This is a genomic window from Arthrobacter sp. KKT183 (assembly GCF_055657625.1).
In genome coordinates this window covers 40,036-54,258 of record NZ_JBVMVW010000002.1, presented here as the reverse complement: position 1 = coordinate 54,258, position 14,223 = coordinate 40,036, and the positions used below count along the sequence as shown (strand labels likewise).

Annotated in this window: 14 protein-coding genes; 10 read left to right on the top strand and 4 right to left on the bottom strand. The window is 61.9% G+C overall.

Features of this window, described 5'->3' with window-relative positions:
• Window positions 1-26: 26 nt before the first annotated feature.
• Window positions 27-749, bottom strand: a complete 723-nt coding sequence (locus tag ACZ2GY_RS17570; RefSeq protein WP_471673626.1) for a hypothetical protein — start codon at window positions 747-749, stop codon at window positions 27-29.
• A gap of 130 nt (window positions 750-879) precedes the next feature.
• On the opposite strand from ACZ2GY_RS17570, the gene ACZ2GY_RS17565 reads away from it, so the two are divergent.
• The 10 genes from ACZ2GY_RS17565 (at window position 880) to ACZ2GY_RS17520 (ending at window position 11,821) form a co-directional block, all read left to right on the top strand.
• Complete coding sequence (locus tag ACZ2GY_RS17565; protein ID WP_471673625.1) at window positions 880-1,944, top strand: CHAP domain-containing protein; 1,065 nt, start codon at window positions 880-882, stop codon at window positions 1,942-1,944.
• Between the two features lie 12 nt (window positions 1,945-1,956).
• On the top strand, window positions 1,957-2,532 hold the full coding sequence (locus tag ACZ2GY_RS17560; protein WP_471673624.1) for a hypothetical protein: 576 nt from the start codon (window positions 1,957-1,959) through the stop codon (window positions 2,530-2,532).
• 53 nt (window positions 2,533-2,585) lie between these two features.
• Entirely contained in the window at window positions 2,586-4,145 is a 1,560-nt protein-coding gene (locus tag ACZ2GY_RS17555; RefSeq protein ID WP_471673623.1) for a MinD/ParA family ATP-binding protein, read from the top strand.
• A gap of 503 nt (window positions 4,146-4,648) precedes the next feature.
• The gene (locus ACZ2GY_RS17550; RefSeq protein WP_471673622.1) at window positions 4,649-6,481 is read left to right on the top strand and encodes a hypothetical protein; all 1,833 of its coding nucleotides are present in this window, start codon (window positions 4,649-4,651) and stop codon (window positions 6,479-6,481) included.
• 74 nt (window positions 6,482-6,555) lie between these two features.
• Window positions 6,556-7,149 carry an AAA family ATPase gene (locus tag ACZ2GY_RS17545; protein WP_471673621.1) on the top strand — a complete coding sequence of 198 codons (594 nt, stop codon included), beginning with the start codon at window positions 6,556-6,558 and terminating at the stop codon, window positions 7,147-7,149.
• Between the two features lie 484 nt (window positions 7,150-7,633).
• Window positions 7,634-7,780, top strand: a complete 147-nt coding sequence (locus tag ACZ2GY_RS17540) for a hypothetical protein (RefSeq protein WP_471673694.1) — start codon at window positions 7,634-7,636, stop codon at window positions 7,778-7,780.
• A gap of 449 nt (window positions 7,781-8,229) precedes the next feature.
• Window positions 8,230-8,451, top strand: a complete 222-nt coding sequence (locus ACZ2GY_RS17535) for a hypothetical protein (RefSeq protein WP_471673693.1) — start codon at window positions 8,230-8,232, stop codon at window positions 8,449-8,451.
• Window positions 8,452-8,470: 19 nt separating this feature from the next.
• A complete protein-coding gene (locus ACZ2GY_RS17530) occupies window positions 8,471-8,896 on the top strand; it encodes a hypothetical protein (protein ID WP_471673692.1) in 426 nt (141 codons plus the stop codon).
• A gap of 453 nt (window positions 8,897-9,349) precedes the next feature.
• Entirely contained in the window at window positions 9,350-10,381 is a 1,032-nt protein-coding gene (locus ACZ2GY_RS17525; protein WP_471673691.1) for a DUF4192 domain-containing protein, read from the top strand.
• Between the two features lie 363 nt (window positions 10,382-10,744).
• Complete coding sequence (locus tag ACZ2GY_RS17520) at window positions 10,745-11,821, top strand: IS110 family RNA-guided transposase (RefSeq protein WP_471673690.1); 1,077 nt, start codon at window positions 10,745-10,747, stop codon at window positions 11,819-11,821.
• Between the two features lie 39 nt (window positions 11,822-11,860).
• On the opposite strand, the gene chrA is transcribed toward ACZ2GY_RS17520, so the two are convergent.
• The 3 genes from chrA to ACZ2GY_RS17505 are packed head-to-tail and all read right to left on the bottom strand — an operon-like array spanning window position 11,861 to window position 14,033.
• Window positions 11,861-13,219 carry a chromate efflux transporter gene (gene chrA, locus ACZ2GY_RS17515; RefSeq protein WP_471673688.1) on the bottom strand — a complete coding sequence of 453 codons (1,359 nt, stop codon included), beginning with the start codon at window positions 13,217-13,219 and terminating at the stop codon, window positions 11,861-11,863.
• On the bottom strand, window positions 13,216-13,647 hold the full coding sequence (locus ACZ2GY_RS17510) for a chromate resistance protein ChrB domain-containing protein (RefSeq protein WP_400587859.1): 432 nt from the start codon (window positions 13,645-13,647) through the stop codon (window positions 13,216-13,218). The genes chrA and ACZ2GY_RS17510 overlap by 4 nt, the downstream gene beginning before the upstream one ends.
• A complete protein-coding gene (locus ACZ2GY_RS17505) occupies window positions 13,644-14,033 on the bottom strand; it encodes a hypothetical protein (protein WP_471673687.1) in 390 nt (129 codons plus the stop codon). Before ACZ2GY_RS17505 ends, ACZ2GY_RS17510 begins: the two co-directional genes overlap by 4 nt.
• Window positions 14,034-14,223: the final 190 nt, after the last annotated feature.

Below are 14,223 nucleotides of genomic sequence, written 5' to 3'. Positions count from 1 at the left end.
AGTCAAAGCGATCAGAGTTGAAGTACTCATCCGAGATTCCCCCAGAACTCCTCAGCTTGTTGCTTATTGTGTTGCTTCTGCCAGTACCCCCGGTTCACCACCGTCAGTTTCCGAATGGCCAACGAAAACAGGTCGCTCTCCCCCAGCGCTCGCAGAACCTCGAATCGGCCATTGGTGGGCCAGCCGCCCTCAGACTCGGTCAGTAGGCCGCCCACCACCAACCCACTGGCTAATGACACGCCTGCTTGCCGCGCGATATCGACAGCCAAAGGGACAGCGAACTTCGTCTTCAATCGAGTGGAGAGAGTGGAAGCAGTAATGCCCAACCGCGCTGCCATGACGGCGCGGAGGTCACCGGGATCTATCGCATCGACCCAGGAGCGCACCGAATCTTGCTGGGGAATGGGCCTCAGCATGGATGGCTCCATGGTGGGCAAATCCCCTGCTCTTCCCAGCACCTCACGCAAAACATCGAGGTAGTGAACCTGACTAAGCAGTTCCGCTTCAGTCGGAACACTGGTCCCCGTCAAAAGATCTGCGTATCCCTCAAAGGAGGACAGCGCATCCAGGGGGTCAAGGTTCTTAGCGCGGGCGGCGGAAATCACGGTTGACTCAGCGACCTTATTGCGCACGATCTGTTGATGCAGCGTAGTTGACTTCAGGCCGCTCAATCGGGCCAGTTCCCTGGTGCTTACTCCGGGGAACCACTGATCAGCCCACCGCTGGAACTCGCGCGCGGAGACCGACATCAGTGGTGAACCCTCTCGTATGGGCAATAAATGACAGTTGTTCATAGTCAACCACCCCACGGTGTTCACAAAAGTCTTAGTAAACTAGTACCTTGATAAAAGTAAGCACTATTTCGGTTTGGGGGTACGCGTGAAGCACACGGTCACGGCCGCTTCGATCGTACTGGTGCCGACATCACTGCTCGGACTAACCTTCTCGCTTCTCCTACTACCCACCGAGAATCCTCAGACTGCCGCTGGCACGTGCAGGACGGCAAACGCACCTGCCGTCACGGCGGATAACCTACCCATCGCGGAGGTTGCCGGGTACTCGAGCACACAGTTGATCAACGCCGCCCTGATCGTCGGCGCGGGCAAAGCGCTGGATCTCAGCGTGAAGGCTCAGACCATCGGCGTCATGACTGCCATGGGCGAATCAAGCCTCCAGGTGCTTGACCGTGGCGACGGCCCCGGCCCGGACAGCCGCGGACTCTTCCAGCAACGCGATAACGGCACGTGGGGATCTTACGAAGATCGAATGGACCCCACCACCAGCGCAACCAACTTCTTCAAAGCACTCCAGAAGGTTGAAGGTTGGGAATCCCTCTCCCCCACCGAAGCCGCCCACAAGGTACAGCGCAATGCTGACCCGTTCCATTACGAGCAGTATTGGGGCGACGCTATCGACGTCGTTGCCGCCGTCGCGGACATTGAAGGACTCGAAACCTGCCTCTCCGGCGGGCCGCAGCTCGGCGGTGAAGGAGACGACCTGCCTTGGCCGAACTCCCCCTACTGCGTGATCGGGGGAACCTGTCCACCAGGTGCCGTTTCCCCGTTGGGCATGTACAACCGCGAATGCACGGACTTTGTTCTGTGGCGGTTGAACAAAATGGCTGGCGTCACCAGTGAACCGTGGAAGTTCCACAACTCAGACCTGACTCTTGGCAACGCAGAACAGTGGCTTAACGCCTGGCACCGACAGGGCTGGAACAGCGGACAGGAACCAGAAGTCGGAGCCGTCGCCTACTACGCCGCCAACGTCGGCGGAGCCGGCAGCGTTGGCCACGTCGCCATAGTCTCCGGAATCAACGATGACGGCACCGTGGCGATCGAGGAATACAACGGCATGGCACCACCAGATGATCACCAATACAGCACCCGCACCATACAGCCAGGCGAAGTCAGCGCCTACCTCTACTTTCCCGGCGACGACTAAGGAGAACGCCTGATGACCACCACAACACCAGCTACACGGAAACACAGAAAGATGTATTTACGTGCAAGCGGGTTAGGCGTTACAGCCGCAGCGGTGCTGCTCTGCACCGCCTGTTTCAGCGGGGATCGGACCGGCTCCGTCAGCGACGACTCCCCCACACCTGAACCCACACCCACCAGCACCTACACGCCCTCCCACAGTGTTGGCGACGGCCCGCACGCGACCGAGACGGACGTGCCCGAGAACCCCGAATGGACCCCCGAAGCTGAAGCCGCAGCTAAAGAGACCGCCGTAAATGCGATTCGTGACTTCGCCCGGCCGGAGGTTGGGGAAACTCAATGGGCCAACGACTTCGCCCGCTGGCTCACGCCCGAGGCGACCACCGCCTATTCAGCGGTGGATCCGGCCATCGTGCCAGTCACCGAAGTGACCGGACCCGCCACCTTGGAGATAGATGAAACCAACGGATTCGGCGCCATCGCCACCGTGCCCACCGACATAGGCGACTACGGAGTGCAGCTACTCCGCCAGGGGCAGGACGAGCCGTGGAAGGTCAACCGGCTCTACCCACCCGAAGTCGCCAACTGACCAGTACGAACCAACTCTTACCGACCCGCCTCTGACGTAAGGAAATGATCACCATGACCATCAACCAAACCGGAGTCTCGGCCTTTCCCCACGTACGGGCAATAGTCCGGGCCAACGGCACCGGAGAAGTCGTCATCTCCGGGAACTCCCGGCCCATTGACGCCCCCGACGAAACAGCGCTCCGCCGTGAGGCCCTGACGATTGTCACCGACTTGGCCGGAGTACTCAGCCGCCCGGTTCGCGTCTACACCGAAGGCCCCGAAGGCGACAGCGAACTCATCGTCCATCCTGACGGGAACATTGACGAAGTAGCCGCTGAAACCAAAGGCCGCCGATGCCGCGCTGAAACACCCGTCAGCACACCAGTAGCACCGAGCATCGTCCACGTGGACGAAGAAGCAGCCGTGGACACCATCAAGAGATCCGAACTGAACCAACCGGCCACACCCGCCGACCAAGTCACCACCCCGCCGCCGGCAACAGTCGCAGCTGCGCAGGAGCCTTCCGCAGTCCCTGCACCGCAGATCACCTCCGTCCCACTCACAGCGGCCGCCCCCGCCCTGGAGGAGCCACAGCCAGAAGCTCCACAGCTCCCACAACATGCCTCACCCGCCGTGACCGGGCCTGACGAGCAGGACATGGCTGCAGCGGTCAGCGCGACACCGACTGCCCCAGCACCAGAGGTTCAGACCCGCCGCAGCTTGAAGGAAACCTCCTTCCTCGTCAGCGATCCAGTGGTGCAGCCAGCCACCCAGGGATTCCGTGGCGCCATGACGCGCATGGGGATTCGCATGAACCCTTCCCAATCGGAAATGGCCGAACGCGCCGACATTCACGCCGTCTCTCAGCACTGGCCCGGCCCGCGCACCATCGCCGTGGTGAACCGGAAAGGTGGGGCCAACAAGACCCCAACCGTTGCGGCCCTGGCCGCTGTGTTCGCCCGCTACGGCGGCGGCGGTGTGCTCGCATGGGACAACAACGAGAACCAGGGCACCCTGGGCTGGCGCACCGAACAAGGCCCACATTCATCAAGCGTGCTGGATTTGCTCCGCGACAAAGAGCAGTTGCTGTCCCCTCTCGCCCACAACGCCTTACTGGCGCACTACGTGCACCACCAGACCGAGGACAAGTACGACGTGCTGCGTTCTGATGAGAACGACGAAGGAGATCACGAGATCTCCGCTGATGAAGTAGATGCTGTTCACTCCGTGGCCGCGAAATACTACCGGATGATCGTCATGGATTCCGGAAACACAGCCCGCGCCGCAAACTGGCGGGCCATGATCGGGCACACCAACCAGCTCGTAATCCCCACAACGACCATGGAGGACCGCGCCGAAGCCGCGAAGCTCACCCTGCAAACCCTCGCAGCACGGGACGAGCACTCAGCCCAGCTCGCTGAAAACGCCGTCGTCATCATTTCCCAATGGAAGCCTGAGGACAGCGACGAAGCCCGCCGCATCGCAGACGGATTTGCCCCGCTCGTGCGCCGCATCGTCACAGTCCCTTATGATCAGGCACTCAAAGCCGGCCGTATTCGCCACGCTGCCCTTAAGCCCGCCACACAGCGTGCTTGGCTCGCCGCAGCGGCAGCCGTCGCGCAAGGACTCTGATGAAAGGTGCACAGAGGGTTTTATACGACACGCCCGAGCCGTCGTCCCACTTAATGCTTATTCCTAAGAATAGGTTTGAGGCTATGGCTACCTCACGGCAGAGACGCCCGCGCGGGACTGCGGGTGACAATGTACAGCTCAACACGCTGGTTCCTCAGAAGGACAAGGACTTCATCTTTGACCTAGCTGACCGAATGGGCGTGTCGACTGGTGAAGCGATGGAGCGAATAATCGCTCATCTGAGGACAGAAACCGAAGTAGACGGACTTCCGTCATGGTTTGACCGCGAGTTACTACCGGAGGCCTTGCCTATCGCTATGGCCTCTTAAAACGAGGAGGGCCCCACCTGTGGTGGAGCCCGATGCCTCAAAAGTCTTTGTTCAGATCCTCATCTTGGCGGATACCGATCTGAACTTATCCAAAAACACTTCTAGGAAGTGCGCTTTGTCGTACCTTCCAATGAAAGGAACAGTCCTATCGTACCGCAGGTCGATTCTGCGTCAATGAGCGTACGCGCGGGTGTCGCGTGTGCAATTGACCCTTCCCAGACGTGGGTCCTAGCCCCGCTGATCGCCGGGCAGCCCATCTACCGCTTGGGCCGCTGGCTTGGCGATCGCTTTCAGTACCCTCGCCCCCGCACACCCCTGAAGATCACTGGTTCGTTGCCAGCCGCGCCGGCTGCAGTGCTGATTCACAACGTCGACGGATCCGTCCGCACGCTCTGCCTGGACTTAGACACCTCTAAAGCCCGCAAATCAGTGGTCGACGGCGACGCAGCGCAGCTCGCCGAGCTCCTCACCGCGGCAGGGCTCGCTTTCGTCGAGGACCGCTCCCCCAGCGGCGGCCGTCACATCTACGTGCCGCTGCAGGAACCCATCCCCGCGGCCGAGGCACGCGAGCTCGTAGAAGCCCTCACGCTCCGCGCCTCGAGCTTGGACCCCGGGCCGCACCAAAACGTCACCGACGGCTGTATCCGCGTCCCCGGGTCCGCGCACAAGTACGGCGGCCATCAGACGCTCATCACACCGTTGTCGGATGCGTACACGACTCTAACCCGGCGCAACACGGCCGCAGCGCTGGCGCAGCTGCGTCGAGGAATCGCGCCTGAACTGCACCGAGTCCAGGAAACGAAGCGCCGCGCCCAAACACGCGCTCGGGCCGCTACCGTCGCCCTGCAGGCCGCTGGATCGTTCCACACCGCCTCTACGATGCGGAACGATTCTCCGTTGCGTTCTGTGGCCCGTAGCGGGCTTTACGACACTGCCCGGTACGCCAGCGACTCTGAAGCCCGCATGGCAGTCCTGAACCACTTCGCGGCTTGCCAGTGGACCATCGACCAGGTCCAGGCTGGCATGGCCGACTCCTACGCCGGCCTAGCGGCCTTGTACGGGGACAAAGCCGGACGACTCTTACCCGTGGAGTGGGCCAAAGCCCAAGCCTTCACCGGCAACGAGCAACCCTCCGAACGTGCGAAAAAGAAGACTGCGCATAACTTCAACACAAGCCCTACTAAACTCACGGGGGGCTCTCCAACCCCCAGCAAACACACAATCCACCAACTTGTGAACGATCTCGAAAATGTCCTTTACGCGATTCTCGATCAAAGACTGAAAGAACACGGCAGAGCAGGCACCAGTCTGCGATTCCTTATTCGCGCGGTGCTGGCCTACATGCGGACGAACCAGACCAACTTCCTGGACGTTGGCTGCCGGACCTTCGCTGTCGCACTCGGCAAGGACCACGTCACTATTGCACGGCTGCTTCCCATGCTCGAAGCAGCCTCTGCAGGGATCCTCACGCGGGTCCAGCGCGGTCGTGGCCGCAACGCCGACACCTATATGGTGCAACTCCCCCAGCACTTCGATCAGCTCGCACGTCAGCTCACTTGGCGCACAGGTAAGATTCATGCAATCAGGCCAGTTTTTCGGGTCCTGGGCGACGTCGCTGCCCTTGCCTACGAAGCAATCGAACGCGGACGCCTCTCCCCCACCACCAGCGACCTTGCTGCGACTACTGGGCTTTCTCGTCGCGCTCTCATTGATCACCTGGCGCGGATGGAAGCTTTGCAGATGGTGCGGCGGCACCACGGACGCTGGGAGATCATCGCCGGCACAAACCTGCTGGTCCTCGCGGACCGCCTCGGAGCCTCCGAAGACCGGCAGGTACAAATCACCCGATACCGCCAGCAGCGCGCAGCGTGGCATGCGTGGCTCGACCGCCACCTAGTGCCACAGCTCGAAGACCATGAGTTATACGACGCCGAGACCGACGAATACTGGCTACCACCTATCGAGAGTGATACTGAGCATCAACGCTCTCTATGGAACGCTGCCTGAACGAGAACACAGAAATACAGGAACACGCCTCTCTGCATCCCTTTATTTCTGTGTGCCCTTGCTAGGTTCAAACTATGAAAGTCGCGCTAGTGAATCTCAAAGGTGGAGTAGCAAAGACCACCAGCTCGATCTACCTCGCCACAGCCCTTTCAAGCAAGGGTTCGGCCGCTCTCTTGGATGGCGATCCGCAAGGCTCCGCATCAGACTGGATGGGGTTGGTCGAAGATAGTGGGGAAAGCCTGCCTTTCGCTGTTCACGTGGTTAACCAGCGCACGATGGACAAAGCGTCGCAAGGCTACGACCACTGCGTCATCGACACTCCCCCAGGCAACCCTCAAGTAATCGACGCCGCTATTGCGACAGCTGACATGGTGGTCATACCAACCGACGCGTCCGCAATGGACATCCAACGGGTCTGGCCGTCCATCGAGGCCGCGGCGCGAGCAGGCAAACCAGCAGCTGTGCTCATTGTGCGAGCACGGTTAAACACTCGCAGCCTTGCCATAGCCGTCGAAGCATTCGAAGCAGCCGAAGCGGCGGTTCTCGATGCTTACATTCCCCTACGCGAAGACATTAAGAATGCTTACGGCACCATCCCAACCAACTTGCACGGATACGATCAGGTCGCAACGGATCTTTTGGAGGTACACAGTGGCGTCGCCAGCTAAGAAATCACTAGCCGAACGAATGGCACCCAGATCCGTAGCACCGGACACTCGCCGCGAAGTGCCTTCGGTGTCGACGTCATTCAAAAATGCCGAGGGGGAGTACGTCAAGCGACTAACTCTCGACCTGACAGCGGCTCAGCACCGAAAGCTGAAACTTCATGCCATGAATGAGGGAACAACAATGAATCAGATCCTTCGGGGTTTCATCGACACCCTTCCGGACTGACACAGAAACACGTTTATCTGTGCTTCCGTAAATCTGTCTGTCTGTATTCGTGGTGCTCCGAACCGTGCGAAGGTTCGGAGCACCACGACTTTTCACAATCAACCAGTAGGACCTCCACTGCGTTCGGGCTCCAGGGCTCACTCTGACCATCGACGCGAACGTCCCCACTGATGTGCAGCTCGACAAGACCTTCTTGGCCTCCATTAAAGAGCACGGTGTTATCCAACCCATGGCCGCTCACCGGGCGGAGAGCGGGGCGTGCACGTCTTGTGCGGGCAGTGGCGCACCTTCGCCGCCGTGGAAACGGCGCAGCCCCTGATCCCCCTCATTACCAGCCACGGAAACACAGAGGCACGGGGAACCGTGAACACAGAAATCCGTGCCATCGACGCCGAAGCGTCCTAGCCATAGGGGAGTGGCGCCCCCACCGTTCGCGGTGGGGGTGTTGCCTGGCCCCGGATGGAGCCGGCCCAGGCGAGGGGATCCTGGTGACTCGTCTTACTCGCACCAGGAAGCGGTCCTCCGCTGCGCTGCGGGCTGTGGACGGGGCGCTCCTGACGTCACACCCGATGTTTTCTTCTTGTTTTGCTGCTGTCCTACGGATTGTGCGTGCCTGCTCCACCCGGTCAACAGCTGACGCTGCTGCGTGCCCGGGCAAGGGTGTCGGCGCTCCCAAGGTCGCTTATTTCCTCCCACTCTTGCCCGTTCCCTTGCCCCTTGCGGGGTTGACCCGGTTCCGTCAGGCACAGCTACGCGCTGCTCCGCCAGCAGGCAAAACAACGACGGGGGAGAGGGCCACTGCTGGACCACCACAGCCCACAACCCCCACACCCTGCGACCAAGGAGCAACACACATGCAAGCGGAAACCTCATTCGTCCTCGCCCCACCCACGGGCCGCACCGTAACCATCGCCGGATACCCCGCACCCGTGGTCGAACTGCGGGAAGTCATCGAGTACCGCAAACCGGGGAAACTTACCGCCGGGAACCTGCTGCTCAGCGGGGACAACCCGCACCGGGACAGCGCCCGCGCACGGTTCACCATCGACACCGCCACCGGCCTGATCACCCGCTAACCACCGGAAGGACACCACCATGAGCACGCGCATGCTGACCCGCACCGTCACCGCCGATACCGACGAAAGCGTCACCGTCCCCGCACTGCCCGCCGATGACCGGACGGGGGATGGGTACGACTGGATGGACACCCTCCCCGGTTCTGGCTGGGTGGCCCTGCCCAGCTGGGCAAGTGAGGGATGGGACGCCGGGGCCTGGCCCTACATCATCTTCACCGTGGCACGGCACCGCGACGAGGAGGGCGAGTTGTTCGGGTACGGCACCTACGTTGAGGGCGACACCAGCACACGCTGGTACAGGTCTCAGGAACACTGCTTCGAAGCGATCACCGAAGAGGTGTTCTTCCACTGGAAGAACGGCCAATCCCACGGACCCGAGAACCTGCCCGACGCCGCCGCCGAACTACCCAGTAGGGACCGCCTGCCCTACGACTGGACCAGCTGACCCCGAGCCAAGCGGGTGCCCCCGTCACCAGTGGTGGCGGGGGTGCTGCCCGACCCGGACGGAGCCGGCCCGGGCGAGAGGGAACCTGGTGACTCGCTCGCTCGCACCAGGAAACGGACCTCCGCTACCGCTCCGGGCTCAGAGGGCCGGCAGCTCCTTCGTCGCCGCCGGCAGAGTTCTTTGGTTTTTGCTGCTGTCCTCCGGATTATGCGTGCCCGCTCCACCGGGTCAACAGCTGCGCTGCTGCGGGAGGCGGAAAGTCCGGACGGCGCTCCTGCGTCGCTTATTTCCTTACCGGACTTTCCGCTCCCTTGCCCCTGGCGGGGTTGCCCCGGCTCCGTCGGGCACAAGCAAGCGAGCTTGCCAGCAGGCAAAACAACGACGGGGGAGAGGGCCACTGCTGGACCACCACAGCCCGAAACCCCACACCCTGCGACCAAGGAGCAACACATCATGAGTGCCACCCCGATCACTGTCACGTCCCCGGCCGACATTCTGGCCTACATCCCGCACGTCCTCGGCTTCGCCCCGCGCGAGTCGTTCGTGTTCCTGACCCTGCAGGGCAAGCGGCTCGGCGCCACGTTGCGCATCGACGCCCCACAGGACACTGAACCGGCACTGTTCGCCCAAGCGGTGCTGGGATACCTGTCCAACGACGTCGCCGCTGACGGTGTGCTGCTCGTCGTCTACACCGACCAGACCACCATCGACGGGACCAAGCCCTACAGCCAGTACGCGGCGGCCGTTGAGGCGAGGCTGGACACGGCAGGAATGCCAGTGGCAGATAGTTGGCTCGTCAGCTCTACCGAGTGGGTGACCTACTTCTGTGAGGACGCGGACTGCTGTTCCCCGCGATCCTTGGAAGAAATCACCGACAGCGCGCTCAGTGCCCGCATGGTCTTTGAGGGATCCAACGCGACACGCGAAACCGTCACCGACCCAGTATTCACCGGAGATAACGCGAACCTTGACCGGATCGCCGATACCATCACCGGATGGGTGATCGAGGACCCCGCTGACTGGACCGCCCCCGTGATGACCGAGAACCGGGCACTGTGGCAGGAAACCCTCGGCACTGAACCCACCAAGGACACCGCCCTGCAACTCATCGCGGCCCTCCACGCCCCAGCGGTACGGGACAGGATCATCGCCGACACCATCAGCACCGACGATGACCCGGAAACCTTCGCCGCCGTCGTCATCGGCCAGTACACCGGTACGCCGGACTGGGAGCACGTCGACGCGACCCAGGAACTGCTCATCGAGTTGTTCCAGTTCACCCCGCCAGAAGCCCGCGCGCCCTTGTTCGCGTTCCTCGGCTGGATCCACTGGTACAAGGGCCGGTCCTCCATCGCCGCCCAATACCTCACCAAGGCGCAGGACACGGACCCCGACCACACCCTCGCCCAGCTACTCACCCAACTGGTGAACACCGGCACCCTACCCAAATGCGTCACCAACCCGCACACCGCCTACCAGCGCTAACCCGGCAGGGGAGGGGCAGGGAACCACAACAGGTTCCCTGCCCTCGGCGTTTCGAGGGTGAGTGGTGTTTCCAGGGTGCGCGGCGGCGGCCTCCCCCGCTAGCGCACTGAGGAAAGATGGGTGACTGGTGGCAGGGGAGGGGTTTCTGACTTACCCGCTGCGTGACGGCTGGCATCTATCCCGGTGCTTGCTGGTCTATGAGGAGACGTGTCGGCTCGCCTTCCCTGCCACTGACCTATGGCGACCGGGCCGGACGGGATGTGACTTGATAGGAACGTGGCGAACTTAGGCTCTTCAGTGCTTTGTCCGCCCGGCCCGGTCACCCGTGCTCGCCAGCATCCTCCACGACAGGAACGAGTACGCATGAGCGTTGCAACAGCAGAACCAGCGGTCCGGCCGGTTACCACGGTCACGATAGGCGTGGACACTCACTCGCAGCTGCACCACGCTGCAGTCCTAGACCAACACGGCCAGTTGCTCGGAGACCGGCAGTTCACGACAGATATTGCTGGCTACCAGGAGCTGCTGGATTGGGCAGCCAGCTACGGGATCATCAACGCCGCAGGCGTGGAGTGCACCGGCTCCTACGGGGCCGGTCTCACTAGGCACCTCCTGGCCGCCGGTATCGACGTCGTTGAAGTTAACAGGGGACACCGACTGACGCGCAGCCGCTCCGGCAAGAACGACGCCATTGACGCTGAAGCTGCTGCACGGAAGGTCATGTCCGGTGAATGCTCCTCCCCGGCCAAAGACACCACAGGCGCCGTCGAGGCGATCCGCAATCTGCACCTCCTCCGGGACTCAGCTGTGAAGTCGCGTGCTGCTGCGCTGGTGCAGCTCCGCGACGTCCTCGTCACAGCTCCCACAGGTATGCGCGAACGCTTCGACGCCAGAACGCTCGAGGGCAAAGCAACACAAGCTCGCGCACTTCGCCCGGACAGTTCGCGGCTGGACGAGCCTGAGCACGCGGTCAAATACGTACTTCGGGAACTAGGACGGCGGATCTTCAACCTCACCGCAGAGATCAACGCCACCGAGAAACACATCACCAAGCTCGTGGAAGCGGTCGCACCAACCACTATCGCGCTGCCCCAGGTCGGACCCATCACAGTCGCACAGCTGCTCATCACGGCAGGACAGAACATTGATCGTTTTCCGAGCGAAGCAGCCTTCGCCCGGCTCTGCGGCGTCGCTCCCATACCCGTGTCTTCCGGCAAAACTCACCGGATGAGACTTCATAGGGGCGGAAACCGGCGGGCTAATCGCGCCATTTATCTAGTCGCTATCTGCAGGCTCCGCTACGACCCCAGATCCCAGGCATACCGCGACCGTAAACGCGCTCAGGGACACTCTTCGGCGGACGCCATCCGCAGCCTCAAACGCTTCGTCACCCGGGAGCTCTATTACGCCCTCAAGAAGGATTTACTCCGGCGTCAGTAACCGCAGCTGAAGAGATTCGGCTACATACCCGGTGAGCGGTCAGGGTAGGAGTATCAAGAGCAGGCTCGCAGCGGCACAGACACCGAGCGTGCGCAGCACGCTCCAGCGCAATCGAAAAATCATCACCATTGCCGCGATAGTTAGCAACAGTGCCCAGGGTTGTAGCGTCGATAGCAGGGGCACCTCTAGATCGACCGGACCCCAGGTTGCCAAGGCGGAATCAGCGAAGAGGGTATGAGTGGCGAAGTAGACGCCCAGGTTCGCGATGACGCCGACGACTGCGGCGGTGATTCCGGTCAGTGCGGCTGACAAAGAGCGGTTTCCCCGTAGGCGTTCAACGTAGGGGGCACCAAGGAAGATAAACAAGAAACTCGGGACGAAGGTCACCCAAGTAACCAGAAGTGAGGCGAGGATTGCTGCTGTCCACGGGTCGAGGGCCCCGGGGTCGCGGAAAGCTCCGAGGAAGGCCACGAACTGCACGACCATGATCAGCGGTCCGGGAGTGGTTTCGGCAAGTGCCAGACCCCGCACCATCTCACCGGGTGCCAACCAACCGTAGGTGGCAACGGCCTGCTGGGCTACGTAGGCGAGCACAGCGTAGGCCCCACCGAAGGTGACGAGGGCGGTGCCGGAGAAGAACAAGCCTTGCTGGGTGTAGACGCTCTCGAGCCCGGTCAGGGCGAAAGCGATGCCGACCGGTGTAAGCCATAGCGGGATACCGAGACCCAGGACCAAAGCGCCCCTGCGCCAGGAGGGTTGGGCGTGATGTAAGGCGTCGTCGGAAATTAACGGGTCGGTCTCGTCCGCCGTGACTTTCTTCGCTGGTGCGGCCATCAGGCCGGGACGGAGCCGCCCCAAGGCCCACCCGATGAACGCGGCTGCGGCGATGACCGCCGGAAACGGGACGCCGAAGATGGTCAGGGCAGCAAATGAGGCTACCGCCAGGGCCACCAGGGCAGGGTGATGTAGTGCGCGTCTGGCGACCTTGATGACAGCCTGGGCGACGATCGCCAGGACCGCTGCGGATAATCCGACGAAGAGGGCGGAGATCAGGGCGGTTTCGCCGAAAGTTACGTAGATCGCGGACAGCGCAAGCAAAGCTACGACGCCGGGAAGCACGAAGAGCACGCCGGCGATGAGGCCACCGCGGACACCGTTGAGCAGCCACCCGACGTAGACCGCGAGTTGTTGAGCCTCCGGGCCCGGCAAGAGCATGCAGTAGGACAGGGCGTGCAGGAACCGGCGTTCGCCGATCCAGCGGTGCTCATCGACCAGGCTGCGTTGCATGACTGCGATCTGACCGGCTGGGCCGCCGAAGGTTTGCAGGGATATTTTGAACCACGCTTTGGTGGCTTCCCGTAGGGGCACCAGGTCGTGGATACGGGGTGCGCCGGTCATGCGGGGGTTCCTCCGGTGATGACGCTGCGGCGGATATACCCGTAGACCGCGTCGAAGATTGGGATGGTCATAGCTAGGACTTCCTCGTCGGTGTGCGCCATTGCCAGCGCGCGCAGGATCAGGTCGAACCCGGCGGCTTCAGGGGCGTCGTAGTGATCATCTTCCAAGTCGGCCTCGTGCACGACTGCCGCGATCCGCCACAGCACCGGATCGGCCAGGTCGTACCGGCGCAGGATGGTCTCGAACGTGCAATCCCCACCGTGGTGGCCCAGATCCACGCCGCGCATATCGAAGGCAGTGGCATCGTCGGGGACCTCATCAGGCCCGGAGACAAAGACAAATTGTGCCTGCGGGTCGACATGGCGCAGGATCAGCCACGCACAGGCCGAACGGTCAATGTGTACGCCGGCGCGGGTTGCCCACTTCATGAGGAGACCTCCGTTGAAACCTTATGGACGATGTCGGCGAGATCCCGAAGTGCTAGGCGGGCTTGCTCCCGCTCAGGTGGACGGAAGAAATCGCGTCGCTCAGTCTGTCGCATCTGAGCCCTCAGCTTCCGCAGGTGCCGCGTCCGCTCTGCACCAGCGGCATTTCGGGCTGACTGTGCCTGCTCAGTAATCTCCGCATACTCAGCGGCCCGGGCCTCATTCAAAGGCGCGATAACAGAACGCTCCAACGTCGAAGTTGCAGGACGTGCGAGCCACACGCCAGCAGAACCGCCGGCTTCCTCGATCTCCTCTGCCGCCCATTCCATCTGCTCACGGGTACGAACATCGGCAGGCAGCGCGACCAACCCATCTGCTAACTGCAGCACGCCAAGACGTTTGAATTTACGCCACAAAGCCAATCGCGGAGCCGAGGGCTCCCGGGGCAACCGGTACGTCAAAAACACCCACTCACCGGAAGTAGCCCGACCATCTACCATGTAGGCATGTAACCACGGTTACATAGAGTCAAGCAAAATGCACCGTCTGTATGGGTGTGGCAGGGCGGTCAACTCTCGG

Coding starts and splice junctions, on each gene's coding strand:
- ACZ2GY_RS17570 (WP_471673626.1), bottom strand. CDS start 749: ATGTCGGTCTCCGCGCGCGAGTTCCAGCGGTGGGCTGATCAGTGGTTC.
- ACZ2GY_RS17560 (WP_471673624.1), top strand. CDS start 1,957: ATGACCACCACAACACCAGCTACACGGAAACACAGAAAGATGTATTTA.
- ACZ2GY_RS17555 (WP_471673623.1), top strand. CDS start 2,586: ATGACCATCAACCAAACCGGAGTCTCGGCCTTTCCCCACGTACGGGCA.
- ACZ2GY_RS17550 (WP_471673622.1), top strand. CDS start 4,649: ATGAGCGTACGCGCGGGTGTCGCGTGTGCAATTGACCCTTCCCAGACG.
- ACZ2GY_RS17545 (WP_471673621.1), top strand. CDS start 6,556: ATGAAAGTCGCGCTAGTGAATCTCAAAGGTGGAGTAGCAAAGACCACC.
- ACZ2GY_RS17535 (WP_471673693.1), top strand. CDS start 8,230: ATGCAAGCGGAAACCTCATTCGTCCTCGCCCCACCCACGGGCCGCACC.
- ACZ2GY_RS17530 (WP_471673692.1), top strand. CDS start 8,471: ATGAGCACGCGCATGCTGACCCGCACCGTCACCGCCGATACCGACGAA.
- ACZ2GY_RS17525 (WP_471673691.1), top strand. CDS start 9,350: ATGAGTGCCACCCCGATCACTGTCACGTCCCCGGCCGACATTCTGGCC.
- ACZ2GY_RS17520 (WP_471673690.1), top strand. CDS start 10,745: ATGAGCGTTGCAACAGCAGAACCAGCGGTCCGGCCGGTTACCACGGTC.
- chrA (WP_471673688.1), bottom strand. CDS start 13,219: ATGACCGGCGCACCCCGTATCCACGACCTGGTGCCCCTACGGGAAGCC.
- ACZ2GY_RS17510 (WP_400587859.1), bottom strand. CDS start 13,647: ATGAAGTGGGCAACCCGCGCCGGCGTACACATTGACCGTTCGGCCTGT.